Here is a 24,255-nt window from a genome sequence, read left to right as displayed (position 1 = left end):
ACAGACGCTTTTTGTGCCTTATTCTACTTTCGTCTTAGCATCTTTCGCATTATGGTCCGCCGCGAAACCAGCCCCTACAATCCCGTTAGGATGTGAGTCAGTTAGGTGATGGAGGCCTGCAAATGGTGATTTCCTGCGCTTCCGGTGCTCACGTACCCAAACGTACGCTGCGCTCCGGTTCTCGAAAATCACCATTTTCGGCTCACCCTGACCTAACTGTCCTCACACCCTAGTCCACGGAGTCGATTGCGTGCCCAGATACTATCTTGGCGTTGATGGCGGCGGCACCAATTGCCGTGTGCGTCTGGCCGACGAGAATCTCAAGACGCTCGCCGAAGTCAAGAACGGCCGCTCCAACTTGCAGATCGATGATGGCGAGCCGGCTTACAAGGCCATTAGCGACGGCACCCGCGATGTCTTCAAGGCGGCCGGGATCGATTTCTCCGAAACCGCCAATACCTATGCCTGCTTCGGCATGGCCGGCGGCCGCATGGATACCGCGCGCGCCGAATTCCGCGCCCGCAAATGGCCCTTCGCCGATGTCAAAGTCTATGATGACATCGATATCGCCCATGCCGGCGCGCTGGGCGGCGGCGAAGGCGGGGTGATCATCGTGGGCACCGGTTCGGCCGCACTCGCCATTGTCGATGGCCAGCGCCATCAATCGGGCGGCTGGGGCTTTCCCATTGGCGACCAGATGTCGGGCGCCATCCTGGGCCGTGAACTGGTGCGCTATGCCGTGGAGGCCGAAGATGGCCTGGTGGAAGCCTCCCCGCTCACCAAGGCGGTGATTGCCCGGCTCGGCGGCAATAACCAGGCGGTCATGACCTGGGCCTTCGCCACCGAATTGGACCTCAAGATCATCAGCAGCGACGGCTCGGAAGGGTGCGACGATGCATTGATCGGCCGGGCGCCCGCTGAATTCGGCAAGCTGATGCCGCTGTTCTTCGATTATCTGGAACAGGGCGATCCGGTGGCCCAGAAAATGCTCGATATCGAACTGGGCTATGTCGATACCTATGTGCGCTGGTTCAAGGCGCGCAATGCCAAGGTCATGGCCATTGTCGGTGGCTTTGGCGAACGCCTGTTCCCCATTCTCACACAGCGCTATGGCGATTTCGTCGCCCTGCCCAAATTCGAGCCGCTCAATGGCGCGGTGATCCTCGCACGCCAGAACTTTCCTGCCTAACGACGCCAACCAAGGACTTGCCAAGTGTCCAGCCGTATCATTCCCGTCCAGCCTTTCGACTATGTGGTGTTCGGCGCCACGGGCGACCTGACCAAGCGCAAGCTCATCCCGGCGCTTTATCACCGGTTCAAGGATGGCCAGTTCGACGAGCAGAGCCGCATTATCGGCGCCTCGCGCAGTAAGCTCAGCGATGCCGATTTCCAGAAGGCGGCGCGCGACGCGATCACCCAGTTCGTCGAAAAGGAATATCAGGACGAGGCGGTGATCGACCGCTTCATCAAGATTTTTTCCTATGTGCCGGTCGATGCCAGCAACCCTGAAACCTCGGGCGATCTGGGCAAGGCCCTGCGCGACGACCCCAAGATCGTGCGCGCCTTCTATCTTGCCGTGGCGCCCGATCTGTTCGAGCCCATTGCCGAATATCTCGCCAAGAAGAAGCTCTATCGCCGCGATGCGCGCGTGGTGATCGAAAAGCCGCTGGGGCACGATCTGGCCTCATCGGTTGAGATCAATGACGGCGTGGCCAAGATCTTCAAGGAAGATCAGGTTTACCGCATCGACCACTATCTGGGCAAAGAGACCGTGCAGAACCTGCTGGCGCTGCGCTTTGCCAATGCCCTGTTCGAGCCGATCTGGAACTCGGCCCATATCGACCATGTGCAGCTGACCGTGGCTGAATCGGTGGGCGCCGGCACGCGCGGCTATTACGACGAGAGCGGCGCGCTGCGCGACATGATCCAGAATCATATGCTCCAGCTGCTGTGCCTGGTGGCCATGGAGCCGCCCGCTTCGGACGATGCCAATGCGCTGCGCGACGAAAAACTCAAAGTGCTGCGCGCGCTCAAGCCCATCCTCAATGGCGATGTGGCCAAGAATACCGTGCGCGGCCAGTATAAGGGCGTAAAGTCGGAAACGACCTCGGTCGCCGGCTATCAGGATGAATTGCCCGAGGACAAGAGGGGCAGCCGCACCGAGACCTTCGTGGCGCTCAAGGCGGAAGTGGAAAACTGGCGCTGGTCCGGCGTGCCCTTCTATTTCCGCACCGGCAAGCGCATGGCCAACCGGGTGTCGGAAATCTGCATCCAGTTCAAGCCGATCCCCCATTCCATTTTCGACCATGCCGAGGGCGCGCCCAAGGCCAATAAGCTCGTCATCCGCCTGCAGCCCGACGAGGGCGTCAAGCTGTTGATGATGATCAAGGACCCGGGTCCGGGCGGCATGCGCCTGCGCGAAGTGCCGCTGAACCTGAGCTTTGCCCAGACCTTTGCCGAGCGCACCCCCGAAGCCTATGAACGCCTGCTGATGGATGTGGTGCGGGGCAGCCAGGCGCTGTTCATGCGCCGCGACGAGCTGGAAGCCGCCTGGAAATGGGTTGACCCGATCCGCGAGGCCTGGGACCGTTCGAGCGAACCGCCACAGGCCTATGTGGCCGGCACCTGGGGCCCCAGCGGCGCCATCGCCCTGATCGAACGCGACGGCCGGACGTGGTACGAAGACGATAATTAAGGCTTCGGCTCTTGCCCTCCCCCTTGAGGGGAGGGTAGCGGCGCCGGGCCCGAAGGGCCTAGCAAAGCTGGGGAGGGGGTGGTTCGGTGATCCACCGACGGACCCCCACCCTCATTCCCTCCCCTCAAGGGGGAGGGAGGCGATAGGAGCCGCTGGCTCAAAGGAATTGATATGACCATCGAGCGCCGCACATTCGCTGACAAGCCGACCCTGGCCAAGGAACTGGCCGAGGCGGTGGCGGATCGCATTCGGACCGCCATTGCCGAGCGGGGCGAGGCGGCGATTGCGGTGAGCGGCGGCTCGACTCCGGCCCGGTTTTTCCAGGCCCTGGGCAAGACCAAGGATATCGACTGGAGCAAGGTAATCGTCACCCTGGTCGACGAGCGCTGGGTCGATGAGACCAATGACCGCTCCAATGCCCTCCTGGTCAACGAAAAGATGCTGCAGGGCCCGGCTGCCGTGGCGCGCTTCTTCCCGCTCTATTCGGGCGGCGATGAGCCCGGTCCGGCCGAGATCGCCAAGACCAATGCGCTGCTGGCCGAGCTGCCCGAGCAATTTGCCGCCGTCATCCTCGGCATGGGTGGGGACGGGCACACCGCCTCGTTCTTCCCCGGTGGCGACACGCTGACCGAGGCGCTGACTGCCGCCGGCCCGGCCCTGGCGATCCATGCGCCGGGTGCGGGCGAACCGCGCATAACCTTTACCCTACCGCGTCTCCTCCACACGGATGGGCTTTACCTTCATATCGAAGGGGAGGAAAAGGCCGTCGTTCTCGACGCGGCTCTGGGAGATGGTCCCGTTGAGGACCTCCCCATCCGCGCCGTATTGCGCTCCGGCCGCCCTGTAACTGTCTACTGGTGCCCATAGTCCCCTCGGCGGTCCCCAATCGACTGCCCTGGCCACTACGCGGCTCCGCAGCAGCGTCCTTTTTACGGAAAAGTGACCCCCGCTTTTCCGCGCGAGGCCGCGACAACTGAGTTAGGAGCTCGAAATGTCCGTTCGCCAAGCCATCCAGGATGTGACTGACCGCATTGCCGCGCGCAGTCGCGATAGCCGCAAGGACTATCTCAACCGGCTCGATGCGGCCCGTGAGGCCGGCGTTTATCGCTCGACGCTCTCCTGCGGCAATCTTGCCCATGGCTTTGCCGCCTGCACGCCCGCCGAAAAGGCGGCCCTGGCCGGCAACAAGACGCTGAACCTGGGCATTGTCACCAGCTATAACGACATGCTGAGTGCTCATCAGCCCTATCAATTCTATCCCGAAATCATCAAGCAGGCCGCCCGCGAGATCGGCGCCACGGCCCAGGTTGCCGGCGGCGTGCCGGCCATGTGCGATGGGGTGACCCAGGGCCAGCCGGGCATGGATCTGAGCCTGTTCAGCCGCGACGTGATCGCCATGTCGACCGCTATTTCGCTCAGCCACAATATGTTTGATGCCGCGGTTTATCTCGGCATTTGCGACAAGATCGTGCCCGGCCTGCTGATCGGGGCACTGACCTTCGGGCATTTGCCTGCCGTCTTCGTGCCGGCCGGACCGATGCCTTCGGGCCTGCCCAATGACGAAAAGAGCAAGGTCCGCCAGCTCTATATGGAGGGCAAGGTCGGCCGCGCCGAATTGCTCGAAGCCGAGTCCAAGTCCTACCACTCGGCCGGGACCTGCACCTTCTATGGCACGGCCAATTCCAATCAGATGCTGATGGAAATCATGGGCCTGCACCTGCCGGGCGCCAGCTTCGTCAATCCGGGCACGCCTTTGCGCGATGCGCTGACCCGCGAGGCCACGGTGCGGGCGCTGTCGCTGACCGCCCAGGGCAATGATTATACGCCGGCCGGGCACGTCATCGACGAAAAGGCCATCGTCAATGGCCTGGTGGGTCTGCACGCCACGGGTGGCTCGACTAACCACACCATGCACCTGATCGCCATTGCGGCGGCTGCCGGATTGCAGGTGACCTGGGACGATATGAGCGATCTGAGCGATGCGACGCCCCTGCTGGCCCGCGTCTATCCCAATGGCGTGGCCGATGTGAACCATTTCCACGCCGCCGGCGGCATGGGTTTCCTGATCAAGGAATTGCTCGAAAGCGGGCATCTGCACGAGGACGTCAAGACCGTCTGGGGCAATGGGCTGTCCAACTATACCGTCGAGGCCAAGCTGATCGAGGACAAGCTGGCCTTTGAAGCGGCGCCCAAGGAATCGGCTTTGCCCAAGGTGCTGACCGGCACGGCGACCCCGTTCCAGCAGACCGGGGGCCTCAAGCTGCTCACCGGCAATCTGGGCCGTTCGGTCATCAAGGTCTCGGCCGTCAAGCCCGAACACCGCGTGATCGAGGCCCCGGCCCGGGTCTTCCATGGCCAGGAAGGGTTGCAGGCTGCGTTCAAGGCTGGGGAGCTCAATGGCGACATGATCGCGGTGGTGCGGTTCTCGGGCCCCCGCGCCATCGGCATGCCCGAATTGCACAAGTTGACCCCGGCGCTCGGCGTGTTGCAGGATCGCGGCTTCAAGGTGGCGCTGCTGACCGATGGCCGCATGTCGGGCGCCTCGGGCAAGGTGCCCGCGGCCATCCACATGACGCCGGAAGCGGTCGATGGCGGTCCGATCAGCAAGATCCGCGATGGCGACATGATCCGGCTCGACGCCAATGAGGGCACGCTGACCTTCCTGGGCGACGAGAAGGAATTCTTCGCCCGCACCCCGGCCAGCGAAGACCTGCGGCCCCAGCATTTCGGCATGGGCCGCGAACTGTTTGCCGGCTTCCGCAGCCTGGTCGGCGTCGCCGATCGCGGCGCCAGCGTCTTTCAATAGGCCGGCGCCGGCCCCACATAACGCGCCCGGGGCCGGATCAGTGATCCGGTCTCGATCTGCTCCAGCGCATGGGCCAGCCAGCCCACCGAGCGGGCGAGGGTGAAGATGATCATCGGCGCGGCAGCGGGCAGGCCGCAGGCGGCGGCCATGGCGGCGAGGGCGAAATCGATATTGGGCCGCTCGCCCACCAGCGCCTCCCCGATCACCGCGAGATCGCGATAGAGCGGCGGCACTTCGAAGTGCGTCAGCAATTCGGCCGCGCGCACATCGCCATGCGGATAGAGCCGGTGGCCGAAACAGGGCAGGGCACGGCCTCGCCTGAGGCTGAGTTGCACGGCCTGTTCCGGCCCGAGCCGGGTGGCGGCCTCGGCCAGTTCATCCATGGCGGCCGCCGCCCCGCCATGCAGCGGCCCGCCCAGCGTGCAAAGGCCCGACAGCACTGCGGCCGAGAGCGGCGCGCCGGTCGAGACGGTAATGCGCGCGGAAAAGGTCGAGGCATTGAGCTCATGTTCGGCGAGCAGCACCAAGGCCCGCCGGATGATGTCGGCGGCCTCCGGGCGATGCCAGTGCCGGGCGAGGCGCTCATGGGCCGCCAGCTCGGTGGCGGTCGTGCCGGCCAGGGCGCGGGTCACTGCACCCATGACCCGGGCGGCATCGGCATGAAGCACTGCATGGCCGCGCCCCAATGTGGGCATGTCGCTGGCGGCCAGGCGCCCGAGCACGGTGAAGGCCTGCGGTAGGCCGGGATTGTCCTCGCCGGCCATAATGGGAAAACGCGGCCGCTTACCGCCCCAGAGCAGGCCCGCCACCGCTTCGAGGTCGGCCATGCGCGAGAGCTTGGCGGCATCCTCGCCGCGATAATAGAGGCGTCCGTCCTCGATGGTGGAGATCGTGGTCGGCAGGACAGGATCGCCCCAGGCCATGGTCTGCGCGGCGACGGTCTCGGCCTTGCGGCGGCCATGCTGGCGGCTGGCCAGCCGCTCGATGTCCTCGGTGCTGTAAAGACTGCGGCGCGGATCGGAGGCGTCAGGCTTGGCCGCGATCCGGCCCCGGCTGACATTGGCATAGAGCGTCTGCGGTTTGGTGCCCAGACGCTGCAAGGCCTGTTCCGCTGTTATCCAGCCCATGGCTCCTCACATTGATGGTTCGCATCAAGATTGACGTCAATCTTGATCAAGCCCATCTATCCTCCAAACGCAGAGGAGAGACAAGATGATCTCTGGATTGGACGATGTGATTGCCGCCGAAACCATGCTTTCGGATGTGGATGGGCTGAATGGCCGGCTGGTCATCGCCGGCCATTCGCTGGACGATCTGGCGGGCCGCACCAGCTATGAGGCCATGCTGGCCCTGTTGCTGGGCGAATTCCTCCAAGCCGACACGGCCGCCATCACCCGGAACCTGGCCGCTGCGCGCCGGGAAGTGCATGCCTATGTCGAAGGGATCGATGCTGCCATCCTGGCATTGAGCCCCATCGAGGCCCTGCGCGCCATGATTGCCCGCCTGCCCGATGGCGAGGACCGCGACACCGCCTATCGCCTGCTGGCTGCCCCGGCGGTGTTCACTCCCGCTCTGCTTCGTATGCAGCAGGGGCTACCGGTTATCGCCCCCAGCGAGACGCTCGGCCATGCCGCCGACATGCTGGCCATGCTGCTGGGAACCGTGCCGGCAGAAGAGCAGGCCAAGGCCCTCGATACCTATCTCGTGACGGTTTCCGACCATGGCCTCAACGCCTCGACCTTTGCCGCCCGCGTCGTAGCCTCGACCCGCGCCGGGCTGACCTCGGCGATCCTGGCCGCCCTGAGCGCGCTCAAGGGGCCGCTCCATGGCGGTGCGCCAGGCCCAGTGCTCGATATGCTCGATAGCGTGGGTACGCCTGAGCGGGCCGAAGCCGTGCTGGCGGCCGAACTGGCCCGGGGCGAGCGGCTGATGGGTTTTGGGCACCGCATCTATCGCGTGCGCGACCCGCGCGCCGATGCGCTCAAGGCCGCGCTGCAGCAATTGGCCAAGGCCGGCGCCGTGCCGGCGGGGAGGCTGGCGCTGGCCGAAGCGGTCGAAGGCGCGGCGCTGGTTCTGCTGCGGCAGAAAAAGCCGGATCGGGCGCTCGAAACCAATGTCGAATTCTATACCGCACTGCTGCTCGAGGCACTGGGCTTGCCGCGCGAGGCTTTTACCTGCGTCTTTGCAGCCGGCCGGGTCGGCGGCTGGATCGGCCATGCGCGGGAGCAAATCGATCACGGCCGGCTCATCCGCCCGCAATCGAAATATATTGGGCCGCTTGCGGCTTGATCAGCTGTATTTTTAGTCGTCGCGCTCTCCCCCGCCTTTGTGGCTCCCCGCACCCCACCCTCAATCCCTCCCCATCAAGGGGAGGGAGGCGCAGACTGAGAACTCTCGGTTCTATCGTCTCCCTCCCCTCAGAGGGGGGACAGCATCGGGGTGTCCCTGGATTGACCACTGCCTATCCAACACACCGCGCTTCCCTCGGGCTTGACCCGAGGGCCACTCGCCGCTTGTGCCGGGTTGGGAGAGGCCCTCGGGTCAAGCCCGAGGGAGGCGCGGTGGGGTGGTGAGATTGAGGTGGTTGGGAAGGCGGTGGGTGGGGAAGGCGCGGTGGGTGGGGAGATTGGCGTACCGGGCGACACGCCCTTATTGCGCTTCTTTTCCCAACCAAGCCGCGATCGTAGCGTTGTCCTGGTCTGACAAGGCATGGGCAGCGGGAAGGGTCTTAACCGTCACGGTCGCGCCGGCGGCGCGCAAGGCGTCGGCCAGTGTTTCGCCGCCGCTGCGATAGGCGTCGGTTTCTCCCAATATGATCAAGACATCGGTTCCCGTCAGGTCGGCTTGCGGCGTGTTGTCCAGCACCATGACCGGACGCAGCAGGATAGCGCGGCGCACGAGGCCAGGATGCAGGAGCAGCGCCGCCGCCAGCAGGTTGGCGCCATTGGAATAGCCCAGCGCCGTGAGGTGGTCGCGGTCGAGGCCATATTCCCGTTCGGCATCGGTGACGAAGGCGTCGAGTGCGCCGGATTCGAAAGTTATGTCCTTCTGGTCGAAAATATGGGGCGCAAGCCCGCGGAACCAGCGCTGCACGCCGCTTTCGGTGCTGCGTCCGCGCAGGCCGAGCAGAACGGCGTTGGGGGCCGCGCGACGGGCCAGCGGCATCAGGTCGGTCTCGTTGCCGCCCGTGCCGTGCAATAGCAGCAAGGTCTGGCCATCGGGATGGGCGGGGGTGTGGAAGCGATGCACATGGGTGAGGTCGCGATAGACCACGCGGTCCTCGCCGGGCAGGGCGAACTGGGGCAGTGTCGCGATGATGTCCTGGGCGTCGAGCGCGGCATCGGGGGGCACGAAAAGCTGCTGGCCCAGGGTCTCCTCCGGCTCATCCAGCGTAAATCCGGGGCCGTCCGAAGCCAGTTCGATCAGCACGCCGCCCGGCTCGCGCACATAGAGCGAGGTGAAATAATGCCGGTCATGCAGATTGGTCAGGCTTGAATTGAGCCGCGCCAGATCGCGTTCAACGGCCTTGACGGCGGCATCGTCGGGGGCGCGGAAGGCGACGTGATCGGCAATGCCGGTCCCCGGTGCGCCCGGCCAGAAGCCGGAGGCATCGCGCACATCGACGCTATCGCCGCTATCGGCAACCAGTCGCTGGCTGGCGCCCGACCGCGTCAGCATACGGAAGCCGAAATGGGCGGTGATGAAGGCGGCGGTCTGTTCTGGCGTTTCCGACAGCAGGGTCACTCCGCGCAACCGGCTGATGGCATGTTCGGGCGGAATATCGCTGACGGGCAGGGCCAGCGGGGGCAGGCCGGCCGCGGCCAGCTTGATGATGACGCCATCCGGATCGCGCAGCCGCAGCACGGTTTCCCCGAATTCCTGGACCGTGCCCTCGACCTTGACCTGGTGGCGCAATGCCCGCTCCAGCCAGAAGCCGATGCTGGCCTGGCCGATAGAGAAGCTGATTTCCCCCACCTGCTCGGCACCGCTACGCCCGGGCGATCCATCCTGCCAGACGAGGAAGGTGATGAGCGAGCCGGGCGCGCCCGAGCGGTCGCCATAGAACAGGTGTAATTGGCGGGGGTCTTCATAACCCCCGGTGCGCTTGACCAGGCGCAGTCCGAGAAAGCCGACATAGAAATCGACATTGGCCTGCACATTGCCGGTGATCAGCGTGACGTGGTGGATACCGCTGGTCATGCTACCGGCTCCGCCCGAACAGGCGCTCGATGTCCTTCTGCTTCAGTTCCACATAGGTCGGGCGCCCATGGATGCATTGCCCGGAATGGGGCGTGGCCTCCATGTCGCGCAGGAGGGCATTCATTTCGTCGACCCGCAGACGACGCCCGGAGCGGACCGAGCCGTGGCAGGCCATGCGGGCGATGATTTCATCCATGCGGTCGGCCACCGCGGTCGAGGTGTCCCATTCGGCCAGGCCATCGGCGACATCGCGCACCAGGCCCTCGACATCGGAATTACCCAGCAAAGCCGGGGTCTCGCGCACCGCGATGGCGCGGGGGCCAAAGCGCTCGAGATAGAGGCCAAACCGTTCGAGGTCCGGCGCCGCCTCTTCCAGCCGGGCGCAATCTTCCTCGGGCAGCTCGATGACCAGGGGGATGAGATGGGCCTGGCTGGGCACGGGACCGGAGGCAAGCTGGGCCTTGAAGCGCTCATAGACCAGACGTTCATGCGCGGCATGCTGATCGACCAGCAACAGGCCCTCGCTATTCTGGGCGATGATGAAATTGTCGAACATCTGGGCCCGTGCCGTGCCGAGCGGGAATTCCATCAGCGCGGGCGGAGCTTCGCTCTCGACGCGGGCACTGGGCTCGTTGAGGCCTTCTATGCCGGGCTGGATTGCCGTTGCGGCGCCATAATGCGGCGAAAAGGGGTTGGCGCTGCCATAGCCCTCCGCCCGCTCATAGCTGGCAAAGGGCATTGCGGGGCGGACGAAATCCTGTCGCTGGGGCGCTCCGGCCGGAGCCGTCGTTTCGTATTGCGGGGTGGTGAAGGCGCCCAGAATGTCATCGGCGACGCTGGTCGAAGCCTTGAAACCGGCGGCGGTCAGTGCCTCGCCAATGGCGCGGATAACAGCACCACGCACCGCGCCGGCATCGCGGAAGCGCAATTCGGCCTTGGCCGGATGCACATTGACGTCGACCTCGGCCGGATCGATGGCGAGGTAGAGAGCGACGACCGGAAAACGGTCGCGGAAGGTGTAATCGGCATAGGCGGCGCGGATGGCGCCGACCAGCACCTTGTCGCGCACCGAGCGGCCATTGACGAAATAGAACTGCGATAGCGAATTGGCGCGCGTATAGGTGGGCAGACCCGCCAGGCCTGCCACGACCACGCCATGGCGCGACGTCGCGAGCCGCACCGCATTCTGCGCGAAATCGTCGCCGATGACCTGGGCCAGCCGCGCTTCCAGGGCCCCCGTGCCGCTGACGGCGGGCCAATTGGCGGGGGAGCGATCCGTGCCGTTGAGCACGAAATGTACCGATGGATTGGCCATGGCGAGGCGCTTCATCACATCGGTAATGGCGCCGGCCTCGGCCCGATCGGTCTTGAGGAATTTGAGCCGCGCGGGGACATTGGCAAAGAGGTTCTTGACCTCGACCACAGTGCCCCGGTTCATCGCCTGCGGTACGGGGCCGGTGCGGACGCCGCTGCGCACCTCGATGCGCAGGCCGCTCTCGGCATTGGCCGGGCGCGAGGAGACGCTGAGCTCGGCTACCGAGCCGATCGAGGCCAGGGCTTCGCCGCGAAAGCCCAGCGTGCGGATATCGTCGAGATCGCCGGCGGAGAGCTTGGACGTGGCGTGGCGCTCGACCGAGAGGAGCAGGTCGGCCTGGTCCATGCCATGGCCGTCGTCCTCGATGCGCATCAGCCCCTTGCCGCCGCCGGCCGTAGTGACCACGATGCGGCTGGCGCCGGCATCGATGGCGTTCTCAACCAGTTCCTTGATCACGCTGGCAGGCCGCTCGACGACCTCGCCGGCAGCAATGCGGTTGATCAGATCTTCGGGAAGCTGGCGAATGGGCAAGTTTCGATTCTCCTGAGGGGAGAATATAGGTCATGCCGGGCGGCTTTCCGACCCGGTTTCCCGTTTTTACCCGCGATCAGTCATCGGCGAGGCACGGCGCGGCGAAGAGCTCGCCATGCCACGCCCCGGCCAGCGTGCGCGAGGCAACGATGGCCCAGACCACGGCCAAGACGCCGCAGAGCCCCGTGCCAAGCGCCATGAAAGGGGCGAAGGGCACTATATGGGCCAGGTTGAGCGTGGTGACGGCATAGACGCCCAGCGGAAAGGTAAAGGCCCACCAGCTGAGGTTGAAGGGCACGTCATCACGGAAATAGCGCAGGGTGATGAGACCAGCCATGCCCAGCCACCACAATCCATAGCCCCAGAGCAGCACGGCGATGAGAAAACTCGCCCCGCCCACCGCATCGGCATAGGCGCCCAGGCCATTGGCTTCGAGCGCTATGGGCGCATGCCGGGCCAGTAGCAGCATGCCGAGCGCGCCGGTGGCAATGGGTCCCAGGGCCAGCCAGCAGGAACTGGCCATATTGGCGTCGGGCAGGTTGTGGACGATCATCCGCACCACCAGAACCACCAGCAAGCCTAGCGCCATGGGCACCGAACAGGCCCAGAGCGCATAGCTGACAAGGGTAACGGTCAGCTGATCGGCCGCCGGGAGATGGGGCGCGAGCAGGGCGCCCGTTGCCGCGGCCACCCCGGCGGCGACGATGGGCAGCAGCCAGATCGCGGTCATCTGGTGGGGCGCGTGATTCTGGCGGGTGAACATCATGAAGGGCACGCCGATGCCACAGGCCAGCGACAGCGTGGCATCGGCCCACCACAGGCCCTGCGCCACCGGCACGATGGCCGCGCCGAACAGGGGAATGCCGAACAGCACGGCGCCATTGATCAGCGTGGAGAGGCCCATGGGAATGCAGCCCAGCGACATGGACATGCTCGAATGCGCCAGAATGCGCTTGGCGCCGGAAAAATGGGTGACCCAGCGGGTGGCATAGAGAACGGCAAACAGCGCAAACAGCGCGACATTGAAGAACCACAGCCCCGTGCCGGCGGCGAACAGCAGCGGCAGATCGGGAAATTGCCCCAGCGCCACGGCCAGAATGCCGGTGCCCATGGTGGCGGCGAACCAGTTGGGCGTGAAAAAGCGAACCGCATCGGCCGGCGTGGCGAGACGGGAAAACGGGCGGATACTGGCAACAGCAATGGACATGGCAAACCTCTGCGGCGAGCCATAGCGGCAAAGCGATGATCGTTTCCAACGCATGATTTATGTGAGATCAATCGATGATATCGATTGATTGGTGGCGGGAATGACCCTCGAACAATTGCGCATATTCCTGGCCGTGGCCGAGCGGCAGCACATCACGAGGGCGGCCCAGGCCCTGCATATGACGCAATCGGCGGTGAGCGCCGCCGTCTCGGCGCTAGAAAGCCGCCATGGCGTGACGCTGTTTGACCGGGTGGGGCGGTCCATCGTGCTCAACGAGGCCGGGCGCACCTTCCTGCCCGAGGCCCAGGCGGTGCTGGACCGGGCCAAGGCCGCCGAAGGCGCGCTCGACGACCTCTCGCGGCTGCTGCGTGGGCGGCTGTCGATCATGGCGAGCCAGACCATTGCCGATTACTGGCTGCCGCGGCGGCTCGTGGCCTATCGGCAGAGCCATCCCCATATCGAACTCGACATGCGCTTTGCCAATACCGGCCAGGTGGCCGACGGCGTCGAGAGCGGGCTGGCCGAACTGGGCCTGGTGGAAGGGCAGGTGGAGCGCCCGGCGCTCAGTGTCGGCCTGCTCGATCAGGATGAAATGGTCGTGGTGGTGGGGGCAGGCCATAGCTGGGCCCAACCGGGCGTGGCCCAGGCCGCAGGCTATGGCGGCACGGCCTGGGTCTTGCGCGAGGCCGGCTCGGGCACCCGCGCCGCCTTTGACGGCATGATCCTGCAGGCGGGAATCGATCCGGCTGCGCTCGATATCGCCATGGTGTTGCCGGGCAACGAGGCGGTGCTGGGCGTCGTCGAAGCGGGGCTGGGCGCAACGCTGGTATCGCGCGCCGTCGCCCGGGCCCGCGTGGTGGCGGGGCTACTGACCGTGGTCGACCTGCCACCGGTGCGGCGCAGTTTTTATCTGCTGCGGCACAAGGAGCGCTACCGCACCCAGGCGGCCGAAGCATTTCTGGCTATGGTGAGAAGCGCCGCAAACGGCTAGACAAGCGCCATGACTGCACCCCGCTCACCCATGGATCTGGCGCTGACCCTGGCCGAGGAGGCCGCGGCCCATGGCGAAGCGCCGGTGGGCGCGGTGATCGTCGAGGGCGAGACCGTGCTTGCCGCCGAACGCAATCGCATGAAGGCGCTCAACGACCCCACCGGCCATGCCGAAATGCTTGCTATCCGCACGGCCCTGGCTCGGCGCGGCACCGGGCGGCTCGATGGCTGCGATCTCTATGTGACGCTCGAACCCTGCGCCATGTGTGCCGGAGCCATCGCCCATGTCCGGCTCCGCCGTGTCTATTTCGCGGCCGAGGACCCCAAGGCCGGCGCGGTGGAAAACGGGGTGCGGCTGTTCGAACAGCCCACCTGTCATCATCATCCGGAGGTTATCGGGGGCATTGGCGCCAGCCGCTCCGAAGCGCTGTTGAAGGCGTTTTTCCGGGGGCTGAGGGAGTAGGGGCTATCATGAGCCCCGATCCCTCAAACCCCATATTCGCCGCCCTAACCCACATCAGAATCGCATGTGGCCCTAGCCGTGCCGCTTTTGGCACGCTATTGCGGAAGTCACGACCATTCGGAGCCCCCGCCCATGATCATCGAGCCCAAAATCCGTGGCTTCATCTGCACCACCGCGCATCCCACCGGTTGCGCGACCAATGTTCAGCGCCAGATCGACCATGTCGTGGTCAAGGGCGCGATCCCCTCGGCCCGGCGCCGGGTGCTGGTGCTGGGGTGCTCCACCGGCTATGGCCTCGCCTCGCGCATCGTCAATACGTTCGGTAGCGATGCCGATACGATCGGTGTGTCCTTCGAAAAGCCGCCGGCCGAAAACAAGACCGCCAGCGCCGGCTGGTACAATAACCGCGCCTTCGAGCAGCGCGCCAAGGCCGTCGGCCGGCTGGCGCTGACCATTGAAGGCGATGCCTTTTCCGATGCCGTCAAGGCCGAAACCGTCGAAGCGATCCGCCAGAATTTGGGTCAGGTCGATCTGATCGTCTATAGCCTGGCCTCCCCCGTCCGCACCGATCCGGCCACCGGGGAAACCTATCGTTCGGCCATCAAGCCCTTCGGCGCCGCCGTCGAAGCCAAGACTCTCAACACTGCCACCGGCGAAGTATCCGAAGTTGTCATCGAACCGGCGACCGACGAGGAAGCCAAGGCCACCGTCAAGGTCATGGGCGGCGAAGACTGGCAGCTCTGGATTTCGGCTCTGGCCGATGCCGGCGTACTCGCCGATGGTTTCACCACGCTCAACTATACTTATCTGGGCAGTGAGCTGACCTGGCCGATCTACCACAAGGGCACGCTGGGCGTGGCCAAGGCCGATCTCGACCGCGCCGCCAGGGAAATTCGCGCCCGCTTCACTGACCAGAGCGCCTATGTCGTGGCGCTGAAGGCCGTGGTGACCCAGGCCAGCTCCGCCATTCCCGTCGTGCCGCTCTATGGCACGCTGCTGCTCAAGGTCATGGCCGAGATGGGCGTGAACGAAGGCACGATCGAGCAGATCGACCGCCTGTTCCGCACCAAGCTGGACAATCCCGCGCTCGATGACGAACACCGCATCCGCGTCGACGACTGGGAATTGTCCGAGACCGTCCAGGCCGAAATGATCCGCCGCTGGCCGCTGCTCTCCACCGAGACACTGCCCAAGCTGGCCGACCTGCCGAAATACCGCGAAGAATTTTTGAAACTCTTCGGCTTTGGTCTTGGTGGGGTGGATTACAGCGCGGACGTGGATCCGCGCGAGGTTTAGTAGCGGGCACTGCGTACCGCCCTATCCCATCACCAGCGTCTCCCTCGGGCTTGGCCCGAGGGCCTTTCACCGCTTGCACCAGGCTCAGTGCGTAACCTTGCAGGCCCTCGGGTCAAGCCCGAGGGAGCAAAGTGGTGTGGTTAAGCTCGGTGGCAGCGACCGATTCCGGGTCCAGCCGCCGTTCGCTCCCCAACCCCTCTCCGCAAGGGGAGAGTGCCGCATCGAGGCCATGGAGAGCTTGGAAATTCCCACAGTGTCATCCCCGCGAAAGCGGGGACTTCCGTTTTGCTGCTGGGTTTTGGAAACAGAGGTTCCCGCTTTCGCGGGAATGACATTGTGGGTGGGCGCGCTTAGCGCACGTCACGGTTCATCGGCGAGAGTGTACAAGCCATTGCATGCATGGCTAAAGTTGCGCTTTTGCCACCGGAGCCATTCGGAGATGCCCCTTCCTGAGTTTGCCGAAATATGGTCGTTGGAAGAGGCGCTTCACAAGCCGGAGACCAGGCGCTCACGGCAGGCCGTCGAAAACCTCTTGGCCGAGGATTTTGTCGAGTTCGGCGCGTCGGGAGCTGTCTATCGGCGGGAGCAAATCATAGATCTTCTGGCTGAAGAAAATGACGAGGACAGCGGCCAACTTCGCACGGCCAACCATACTTTGATGCCGATTGGTCCCGACGTCGTGCTCCTGACCTATGAAAGCCGTAGCGAGCAAAGCGACGGATCGGAACGATGCGTTCTGCGAAGCTCCATCTGGAAGCACAATGGCAAGCAGTGGCAAATGCTGTTTCATCAAGGCACGATCGCGAGGCGCTAGCCCTAATTGCTCTCGATCACCGGCACCTTGCCCTGGATATAGGCTTCGATCTTGGTTTCCAGCAGGCGCTTGAAACGGTCTTTTTCCGGCTCCGCATTGGCGACGATTTCGCGCACCCGCCAGAATTCGAGGGCGCCGAAACTGGCGACATGGGGGCGGATATAGATGTCGGGCGGATAGGCCGCCATCATATGGGCGGTCAGCGAATGCATCATGATCTGGGCCGAGCCGAACCAGATGTCGAGCGGCTTGTGATCGGTCCTGGCAATGCTTTGGGAGGGGTCGCCATTGACGTCGATGCCGATCAGGAAATCGGTGTCGATATCGGCCTGGTCGAGCGGCAGCGGATTGACCACCCCGCCATCGACCAGCAGGTGATTGGCATAGACCACCGGCCGGAACAGGCTCGGAATGGCAATCGAGCCGGCAATGGCCGGGCGCAGCAGCCCGGAATTGAACACCACCTGGTGCCAGGATTGGAAGTCGGTCGCCACCACATAGAGCGGGATTTTGAGGTCTTTGAACTCGCGCGGGAAATAGGGTGGGGTAAAGGCATCCACGACATGGGTGGCATCGAGCTGCATCGAAATGCCGTTCTTGAGAATGCCGCTAATGCCCCGAATCTGGGTGGCCCAGAGCTTGGTGGCGATGATCTTCATCGTGCCCAGCACGTTGAAGGAATGCTCGCGCAGTTCCGCACCGGTCATGCCGGCTGCCCAGCCGGCCCCGATCAGCGCGCCGATCGAGGTGCCCGAGATGACCGAGGGCTTGAGCCCGAGTTCGTCCATCGCTTCGATATAGGGAATATGCGTCAGCCCGCGCGCCGACCCGCCCCCCAGGGCTACTCCGATCCTCGGTCCGGATATCGTGCTCACTCTGGCCCGCTCCTTGCTGGCCTGCTCCCTGTCATTCGGGCGAAGCTGGTCCGCGATTGCCTTGCCCCGGATTTGCAGCGGGGTCAGCGGGCGCCGCGACGGCTTCTTCCCGGATGAGGGATAGGGTAGGGGCAGCCCCTTGCCAAAGGGTTCACGCCGATGTGGTGGATTCCCTGGCAATCTGCCGCCAGCCGATGTCTCGGCGGCAAAAGCCTTCTGGCCAAACAATCTGGTCCACGCCTGCGTAAGCACGCTGCTGCGCCTCTTTCACGCTCGAACCCAGCGCGGTGACATTCAGCACACGCCCGCCGGCAGCCAATAAACGCGCGCCATCGCGCTGCGTTCCCGCATGAAAGACATGCAGATCTGCCGTATCGAGACCCTCGGCATTTTTGATCTCGCTGCCCTTGCCATAGTCGCCCGGATAGCCCTGGGTCGCCATGATGACGGTCAACGCATATTGATCTTTCCAGGCCACGCTCTGGCCCGCCAGATTGCCTGTGGCGGTGGCATGAAGCAGCTCCAGCAGGTCGCTATCGAGCCGCAGCATCATCGCCTGCGTTTCGGGGTCGCCGAAGCGGGCATTGTATTCGACAAGCCGCGGGCCGGTTTCGGTGAGCATCAGCCCGGCATAAAGCACGCCCTGATAGGGCGTACCGCGCGCGGCCAGGCCCCGCACGGTGGGTTCGATAATGCGGGCCATGGCCTCGTCATATTGCGCGCGACTCATCACATCGGCCGGTGAATAGGCCCCCATGCCCCCGGTATTGGGGCCGGTGTCGCCGTCAAAGGCGCGCTTGTGGTCCTGCGCGGTGGTGAGCGGCTGGATGGTGCTGCCGTCGCAGAGCACGAAAAGGCTGACCTCCTCGCCTTCCATGAATTCCTCGATCACGACCTCGGCGCCCGAGGCGCCGAAGGCTCCGGCAAAGCAGTCGATCACGGCCTCTTCGGCTTCCTCGACGCTCATCGCCACGGTGACGCCCTTGCCGGCGGCCAGGCCATCGGCCTTGATCACGATGGGCGCGCCATGGGTGTAGATATGGGCGAGGGCTGCGGCTTCGTTGTCGAAGCGGCCATAGGCGGCGGTGGGGATATCCATCTCGTCGCACAGTGCCTTGGTGAAGCCTTTTGAGCCTTCGAGCTGCCCGGCAGCCTTGGACGGGCAGAAACAGGTGAAACCGGCCGCCCGCACATCATCGCCCAGCCCGGCGACGACCTGCGCATCGGGGCCGACCACGACGAAGTCGATTTCGTGCTGATGGCAGAGCGCGATGACGGCTGCATGGTCGGTGATATCGACCGGCAGGTTTTCAGCCACTGCCCCGGTGCCGCCATTGCCCGGCGCGATGAAGAGCTTGGTCAGCCTGGGCGACTGCGCGATTTTCCACGCCAGGGCATGCTCACGTCCGCCGCCACCAATGACCAGAACCCGCATGCTTCGCCTCCGCCGCTACCTGGCGGGGTGATGCACGAGATAAAGCGGGGAGGCAAGGCTTTTGGGGGAACTCAATTCATGCCACCCACCGCTCTCCCTCGGACTTGATCCGAGGGCCACTCGCCGCTTGTGCCGGGTTGAGGATGGCCCTCGGGTCAAGCCCGAGGGAGATGCGGTGGTTGTTGATGATTAGCGCAAAATTGCTTCCATTCACGGGATCATCCCGGCGAAGGCCGGGATCCAGGTCCGTGGTGCGCCGCATCATCCAGCTTGGGAATGGTCTTCAGCATGGATTCCGGCCTTCGCCGGAATGACACCGTGGTGGGGGTAGGACTGTGCCTGCTCTTCCCCAGCCTACATCTCTGCTTCTTTGAAAATCCGGGTCAAATCCCCATTCCACTCGCCGTGGAATTTCTCGAGCCACCGTTCGGCCGGGGATTTGGCGAGGCGGATGGTTTCTTCGAGGGGGGCCAGGTGGATGGTTTCGTCCTGGCCCTTTCCATTGCGGCGGTTGCGGCGGACGAGGCCCGCCTCGGCAATGCCCACGGCCTGGGCGGCGATGTCGTAGAGATTGGAACGATCATGCGGCGTGTTGAGCCCCAGGCGCGGCACTTCGCGGCGCATGGTTTCGCGCTCTTCATCGGTCCACGGCTCGATCAGCTCATAGGCGGCTTCGAGCGAAACATCGTCATAGAGCAGCCCGACCCAGAAGGCCGAGAGCGCGGTGACGGACTTTTCGTCGCCCATATCGGCGCCGCGCATTTCCAGGAACTGCTTGAGCCGCACTTCGGGGAAGATGGTGCCCAGATGGTAGTTCCAGTCGCGCCGGGTCGGCTTTTCGCCGGGCAATTGCGGCAGCTTGCCTTCGAGGAATGCGCGGAAACTCTCGCCGGCCACATTGATATATTTGCCGTCGCGGATGACGAAATACATCGGCACATCAAGCGCATAATCGGCATATTGCTCGAAGCCGAACCCTTCTTCGAACACGAAGGGCAGCATGCCGGTGCGGGCATTGTCGGTATGCAGCCAGATATGGCTGCGGAAGCTCAGATAGCCGCTGTCCTTGCCATCAACGAAGGGCGAATTGGCAAAGAGCGCCGTGGCCACGGGTTGCAACGCCAGCGACACGCGGAACTTCTTGACCATGTCTGCTTCGCTCGAAAAATCGAGATTGGTCTGCACCGTGGCCGAGCGGAACATCATCGAAGTGCCCAGCGTGCCGACCTTGTCCATATAGGGCGCCATGATGCCATAGCGCGATTTGGGCATGACCTTGATCTCGGCCACGCTCCAGAGCGGGGTGACGCCCAGACCCAGGAAATGGATATCGAGCGGAGCGGCGACGGATTTGACCACTGCCATGTGCTCAGCGGTTTCGGCGGCGGCAGCGTGCAGATCGGGCTGGGGCGCGCCCGAAAGCTCGAACTGGCCGCCGGGCTCGAGCGAAATGCCGCCATGGCTTTGCTCGTCCCAGAGGCCGATGGGATTTTCCCCGTCGAAGAACGGCTTCCAGCCGGTGCGCTCGGCAACGCCGTCCAGCAGCGCATGAATGCCATCGGGCCCCTCATAGGCCACCGGGCGGAGCGGATTGGTGTGGAACACGTGTTTTTCGTGCTCGGTGCCGATGCGCCATTGCTCGGCGGGTTTACAGCCCCGCGCCATACCGTCGATGAGGTCGGCCCGCGATTCAATCAGGGGCGAAAATGTTTCGGCGCCGGCCATAAAGTCCTCTTGCTATGAGGGGGTCATTGTTGGCGCGAACATAGCGAGGCGCAAGCCGAAAGCAATCGGCTTTTATCGCCAATCACCGATGGTCGCTTGAATCACGGCCAAAGCGGCCACGGCAGCAGTGTCGGCACGCAGAATTCTGGGGCCGAGACTGATCGGAACGACAAAATTCTGCGCCCGCAGCCGCTCGCGTTCTTCATCGGAAAAGCCGCCCTCGGGGCCGATCAAAATGCCGACGGGTTGCCCCCGCAGCGCTGAGAGGACCTCGATGGGCGAGGCCGAGGCAGCGCTTTCATCGGCTAGGATCAGCTTGCGTTCGCCCTGTTCGGCGGCCCAGGAGTCGATCAGGCGGTCCAGGCTGATCTCGGCGGCTACGATGGGCACGCTTAGCACTTCGCATTGCTCGGCGGCTTCGATGGCATTGGCCACCAGCTTGTCATGCTTGAGGCGGCTGACCTGGGTATATTTGGTCAGCACCGGCTGGATGGTGCCGGCCCCCATCTCGACGGCCTTTTGCACCACATAATCCAGGCGCTCGGTCTTGAGCGGGGCAAAGCCATACCAGAGATCGGAAACCGGGGTCTGCGGCGCGATCTGTTCGACCAGATCGAGCGTCACCGATTTCTTGGAATCGCTGATGAGACGGCTCAGCCAGGCCCCGTCGCGGCCATTGAACAGCACGACCTCATCGCCCACGCTTTTGCGCAAAACGGCGGCGAGATAGAGCGACTGGTCCTTGCCCAGGGTGAGCTGGGCATGGGCGACAAGGTCGGGTTCGATATGCAGACGAGGCAGGGAAGCGTGGGTGCGGGGCATGGCAAGCGTGTTGATTGGCGGTCACGGCGCAGTTAGGACTGAAGCCGTCGCTTGATCAAGGCTGGTTCTCTTCCACCCAGGTCATTCCCGCGAAAGCGGGAACCTCCATTTGCGAGGCAGCGACTGTCAACAGAGGTTCCCACTTTCGCGGGAATGACCTTGTGGTTTTTGGCGAGCGCGATGACCAACACCGATCAAACTCCCCCCACCTCCGGCACGGTTGCCGATGCAAGGGCCGACAATTGGGTGGATCGCTATGCCCCCGCCTGGCTCAAGCCCTATGCGCGGCTGGCCCGGTGGGACCGGCCAATCGGCATCTATCTGCTGTTTTGGCCCTGTACCTGGGGGCTGGCGCTGGCGGCCATCGCCAATCCCGAGCGCGGCTTCGACTGGATCGCCTGCATCCTCATGGCTATCGGCGCGACGCTGATGCGCGGCGCCGGCTGTACATTCAACGACATTGTCGACCGCGACATCGACATGCAGGTGGCGCGCACCCGCTCGCGCCCGATCCCCGCGGGGCAGGTAACGGCCAGGCAGGCGCTGGCTTTCCTCGTCGCGCAGGCGCTGCTCGGGGCGATCATCCTGTTCCAGTTCAACCGCTTCACGGTGATTGCCGGGGTGGCCTCGCTGGTGCTGGTGGCGATTTATCCCTTCATGAAGCGAGTCACCTGGTGGCCGCAGGCCTTTTTGGGCCTCGCCTTTTCCTATGGCGCTTTGGTGGGCTGGAGCAGCCAGACCGGGGGCTTCTCGCCCGCCATCCTGCTGGTCTATTTCGGCACCATCCTCTGGGTCATCGCCTATGACACCATCTATGCGGTGCAGGATATCGAGGACGATGCGCTGATCGGGGTCAAATCCACCGCACGGCTCTTTGGCAGCAAGACCAGGCCCATTGTCACCGGCTTCTATGCCGGCGCCTATGCGCTGTGGCTCGCCGGCGCGACCATGGCCGGGGCGGGATTGATGTTTTTCGCGCTGTCACTGGTCGCGGCAGGGATTTTGGCCTGGCAGGTCTGGACCCTCGATGCCGATGTGCCGGGCAATCCGGGCGTGCGGTTTTACAGCAACCACTATGTGGGGATTGCCCTGGTGCTGGCACTGCTGGCGGAGTGGGTTTGGTAGGATTTGGGCAGATTTGCGCAGGGGCTGGTGGTTCTGGCCTCCCTCCCCCTTGAGGGGAGGGCCGGGGTGGGGGTCCCTTGCGGCTTTCTGCGCAAGAGCCCGCCGACCCCCACCCTCAATCCCTCCCCTCAAGGGGGAGGGAGGCGATAGGCCCACGCGCTGGAGGGTCTTTGAACCCGCCCCGCGACCACCTCACCCCAACGGCCAAAACGACAAAAGGGTCAGCCGCACCATCGGCTAACCCCTTTGTCGTGCTTTGGAGGCAGTAGAAACTGATTAGTTGGCTTCGCTCTGGCCGGGCTTGCGGCGGTTGAGGAAGCGGGGGCGGCGGTTGGCGTCGGCGGCGAGCTTGCGGCGACCGGCCGAACTGCCCAGCATGACGCCATCGACCTGCTGGCTATAGGGCATGTATTGGCCATCGCCCGCCTTGATGAACAGCGGCAGGCGCAGCTTCTTGCCCCAGTTTTGCCATTCGGCGACGACGTTGTGATTGCCCTGTTCTTCGAACACGCGATAGTTCAGCTCGCTGTCGGAATGGACCAGCTCGATGGAGCTGACCAACAGGCCCTCCTCGGAAATCGAGGTGGCGACAGCCACGCCGATAAATTCGGTGACGGGCACCTTGATCTTGATGGAAACCCCGCTCTGTTCGAGCATTTTGCGAATGGTGACGGTCTTGACCGGGTCCTTGGGACCATTGTCATTGGCGGCCACAAAGCGGCGTTCGGCCACTGCGGGCTTGCCGAATGCCAGAACGACCGAAGAACCTTCCATCGCAACGCCGTGAACCATTTTGTTCTGCCTTATACCTGTCAACTTCAAGAGCTGGTTTTTGGTGCTCTCTTTTATGGCCCCACTTTAGCGCGTCCCCTTACCTGCCTCCTTAATCGGTTCGGTTAAGTTTATCTTGTTTTCCGAGAGGGTTAGCAGGACCTGACTCGGTGTAGGGCCAGATTAACCGAACCTGGAATGGGAGCGTTAACCAGCTTGCCGCGGCGGCCCGATCCGCGATTGTGCCATTAGGCAAAGCACTTATCCGAAGCGGTCGAAGCAATGTGTTCGCACTGGCCTTGTTCAAAACCCGCCGCCAGCCTAAAAGCGCGGGGAAAATGACGCTTCCTTCCAGCATATACAGTGACGATCTCGAATTGCTCCGCTCTTCGGCGGTGGCGGCCGGTATTATTGCCAGCGGCTTTTTCCGCCGCGATGTAAAGAGCTGGACCAAGGAACACGATTCCCCGGTAACCGAGGCCGATATATTGGTCGACCGGTACCTCGCCGCCTCCTTGTTGGCCGCGCGGCCCAGCTATGGCTGGCTGAGCGAGGAAACCGCCGACAATCCCTCCCGGCTCGATTGCGAGCGCGTTTTCGTTGTCGACCCCATCGATGGCACGCGCGGCTTTCTGCGCGGGGAAGATAGCTGGACCGTTTCGCTGGCCGTGGTGGAGAACGGCGTGCCGGTGGCAGGCGTGGTCTATGCCCCGGTGCGCGATGAAATGTATGACGCGCTCAAGGGTGGCGGGGCCAGGCTCAATGGCAATCCCATCACGCGCAGCCGCAGGGCCGGCGCGCCGCCGCTGATCCCCGCGCCCGGCGCGGTGCATCAGGAGATGCAATTGGCCGGGCTGCATTATTCGCGTGGGCCGATGTATCCGTCCCTCGCCTATCGGCTGGTGCAGGTGGCGACAGGCAAGCTCGATGCCGCCGTGTCGCGGCGCGGCAGCCAGGATTGGGATATCGCGGCGGCCGCACTGATCCTCGACGAAGCTGGGATCGGCTTTGCCGATGTGTGCAGCGGGTTCCCACAATTTAACAAGCGAGATACGCGCCATGGAGCGCTTGCGGCGCTTGGCGACATGAGCCTAAAACCGCTCGTACATGCGGCATTGATCAAGGTTTACGGCTGTCCCGCCGAAACCGAGACGCCGCAGGAAAAGACCCTGACCTGACGGAGCG

Annotated in this window: 20 protein-coding genes; 11 read left to right on the top strand and 9 right to left on the bottom strand. The window is 64.0% G+C overall.

The genetic code is table 11. The features are described 5' to 3' along the window. Positions 1-250: 250 nt before the first annotated feature. From QQL79_RS13795 to edd, 4 genes are all read left to right on the top strand, one after another. A complete protein-coding gene (locus tag QQL79_RS13795) occupies positions 251-1,189 on the top strand; it encodes a glucosamine kinase nucleotide-binding domain-containing protein (protein ID WP_284391772.1) in 939 nt (312 codons plus the stop codon). A gap of 24 nt (positions 1,190-1,213) precedes the next feature. Beyond that, positions 1,214-2,695, top strand: coding sequence for a glucose-6-phosphate dehydrogenase (gene zwf / locus QQL79_RS13790; protein ID WP_284391771.1), 1,482 nt, complete (start codon positions 1,214-1,216; stop codon positions 2,693-2,695). Positions 2,696-2,866: 171 nt separating this feature from the next. Further along, entirely contained in the window at positions 2,867-3,562 is a 696-nt protein-coding gene (gene pgl, locus QQL79_RS13785; RefSeq protein ID WP_284391770.1) for a 6-phosphogluconolactonase, read from the top strand. 124 nt (positions 3,563-3,686) lie between these two features. After that, positions 3,687-5,501: a phosphogluconate dehydratase gene (edd, locus tag QQL79_RS13780; RefSeq protein WP_284391769.1), complete on the top strand. Its 1,815-nt coding sequence runs from the start codon at positions 3,687-3,689 to the stop codon at positions 5,499-5,501. Here the strand turns inward: edd and QQL79_RS13775 are convergent. Further along, complete coding sequence (locus QQL79_RS13775) at positions 5,495-6,628, bottom strand: citrate synthase (RefSeq protein ID WP_284391768.1); 1,134 nt, start codon at positions 6,626-6,628, stop codon at positions 5,495-5,497. The genes edd and QQL79_RS13775 overlap by 7 nt on opposite strands. Positions 6,629-6,713: 85 nt before the next feature. Between QQL79_RS13775 and QQL79_RS13770 the strand changes: the two genes are divergently transcribed. Further along, on the top strand, positions 6,714-7,790 hold the full coding sequence (locus QQL79_RS13770) for a citrate synthase/methylcitrate synthase (protein WP_284391766.1): 1,077 nt from the start codon (positions 6,714-6,716) through the stop codon (positions 7,788-7,790). A gap of 360 nt (positions 7,791-8,150) precedes the next feature. On the opposite strand, the gene QQL79_RS13765 is transcribed toward QQL79_RS13770, so the two are convergent. From QQL79_RS13765 to QQL79_RS13755, 3 genes are all read right to left on the bottom strand, one after another. Beyond that, complete coding sequence (locus tag QQL79_RS13765; protein WP_284391763.1) at positions 8,151-9,701, bottom strand: VOC family protein; 1,551 nt, start codon at positions 9,699-9,701, stop codon at positions 8,151-8,153. A 1-nt stretch (position 9,702) separates the two neighbouring features. Further along, the gene (gene mutL / locus QQL79_RS13760; protein WP_284391761.1) at positions 9,703-11,547 is read right to left on the bottom strand and encodes a DNA mismatch repair endonuclease MutL; all 1,845 of its coding nucleotides are present in this window, start codon (positions 11,545-11,547) and stop codon (positions 9,703-9,705) included. 76 nt (positions 11,548-11,623) lie between these two features. Further along, positions 11,624-12,754: a TDT family transporter gene (locus QQL79_RS13755; RefSeq protein WP_284391759.1), complete on the bottom strand. Its 1,131-nt coding sequence runs from the start codon at positions 12,752-12,754 to the stop codon at positions 11,624-11,626. 100 nt (positions 12,755-12,854) lie between these two features. Between QQL79_RS13755 and QQL79_RS13750 the strand changes: the two genes are divergently transcribed. The 4 genes from QQL79_RS13750 to QQL79_RS13735 all read left to right on the top strand — a co-directional run bounded on the left by QQL79_RS13750 (position 12,855) and on the right by QQL79_RS13735 (position 16,317). After that, positions 12,855-13,745: a LysR family transcriptional regulator gene (locus tag QQL79_RS13750; protein ID WP_284391756.1), complete on the top strand. Its 891-nt coding sequence runs from the start codon at positions 12,855-12,857 to the stop codon at positions 13,743-13,745. 9 nt (positions 13,746-13,754) lie between these two features. Then, positions 13,755-14,207: a nucleoside deaminase gene (locus QQL79_RS13745; protein ID WP_284391754.1), complete on the top strand. Its 453-nt coding sequence runs from the start codon at positions 13,755-13,757 to the stop codon at positions 14,205-14,207. Between the two features lie 132 nt (positions 14,208-14,339). Then, on the top strand, positions 14,340-15,503 hold the full coding sequence (gene fabV / locus QQL79_RS13740) for an enoyl-ACP reductase FabV (protein WP_284391752.1): 1,164 nt from the start codon (positions 14,340-14,342) through the stop codon (positions 15,501-15,503). A 439-nt stretch (positions 15,504-15,942) separates the two neighbouring features. Further along, positions 15,943-16,317 (top strand): nuclear transport factor 2 family protein, encoded by a 375-nt coding sequence (locus QQL79_RS13735; protein WP_284391751.1) that lies wholly within the window; start codon positions 15,943-15,945, stop codon positions 16,315-16,317. Between the two features lie 2 nt (positions 16,318-16,319). Here the strand turns inward: QQL79_RS13735 and QQL79_RS13730 are convergent, their stop codons facing one another. From QQL79_RS13730 to QQL79_RS13715, 4 genes are all read right to left on the bottom strand, one after another. Further along, entirely contained in the window at positions 16,320-17,192 is an 873-nt protein-coding gene (locus QQL79_RS13730) for a patatin-like phospholipase family protein (RefSeq protein ID WP_284391749.1), read from the bottom strand. Positions 17,193-17,343: 151 nt separating this feature from the next. Beyond that, positions 17,344-18,627, bottom strand: a complete 1,284-nt coding sequence (gene purD / locus QQL79_RS13725) for a phosphoribosylamine--glycine ligase (protein WP_284391747.1) — start codon at positions 18,625-18,627, stop codon at positions 17,344-17,346. Between the two features lie 354 nt (positions 18,628-18,981). After that, the gene (locus QQL79_RS13720; protein WP_284391745.1) at positions 18,982-20,352 is read right to left on the bottom strand and encodes a glutamate--cysteine ligase; all 1,371 of its coding nucleotides are present in this window, start codon (positions 20,350-20,352) and stop codon (positions 18,982-18,984) included. 72 nt (positions 20,353-20,424) lie between these two features. Continuing rightward, positions 20,425-21,174 (bottom strand): 16S rRNA (uracil(1498)-N(3))-methyltransferase, encoded by a 750-nt coding sequence (locus QQL79_RS13715; RefSeq protein WP_284391743.1) that lies wholly within the window; start codon positions 21,172-21,174, stop codon positions 20,425-20,427. Positions 21,175-21,354: 180 nt separating this feature from the next. On the opposite strand from QQL79_RS13715, the gene ubiA reads away from it, so the two are divergent. Further along, positions 21,355-22,299 (top strand): 4-hydroxybenzoate octaprenyltransferase, encoded by a 945-nt coding sequence (gene ubiA / locus QQL79_RS13710; protein WP_284391741.1) that lies wholly within the window; start codon positions 21,355-21,357, stop codon positions 22,297-22,299. A 276-nt stretch (positions 22,300-22,575) separates the two neighbouring features. Here ubiA and QQL79_RS13705 read toward each other — a convergent pair whose 3' ends face one another. After that, positions 22,576-23,091 (bottom strand): DUF6101 family protein, encoded by a 516-nt coding sequence (locus QQL79_RS13705; protein ID WP_284391739.1) that lies wholly within the window; start codon positions 23,089-23,091, stop codon positions 22,576-22,578. Between the two features lie 317 nt (positions 23,092-23,408). Here QQL79_RS13705 and QQL79_RS13700 point away from each other — a divergent pair, with 317 nt between their 5' ends. Continuing rightward, positions 23,409-24,248, top strand: coding sequence for a 3'(2'),5'-bisphosphate nucleotidase CysQ (locus QQL79_RS13700; protein ID WP_284391737.1), 840 nt, complete (start codon positions 23,409-23,411; stop codon positions 24,246-24,248). Positions 24,249-24,255 lie beyond the last annotated feature (7 nt).

Origin of the sequence: Devosia yakushimensis (assembly GCF_030159855.1) — a bacterium.
In the GTDB taxonomy this organism is placed as follows: domain Bacteria; phylum Pseudomonadota; class Alphaproteobacteria; order Rhizobiales; family Devosiaceae; genus Devosia; species Devosia yakushimensis.
Note: the sequence above shows the minus strand (reverse complement) of the source record. Positions and strands in the feature narration are given on the sequence as shown.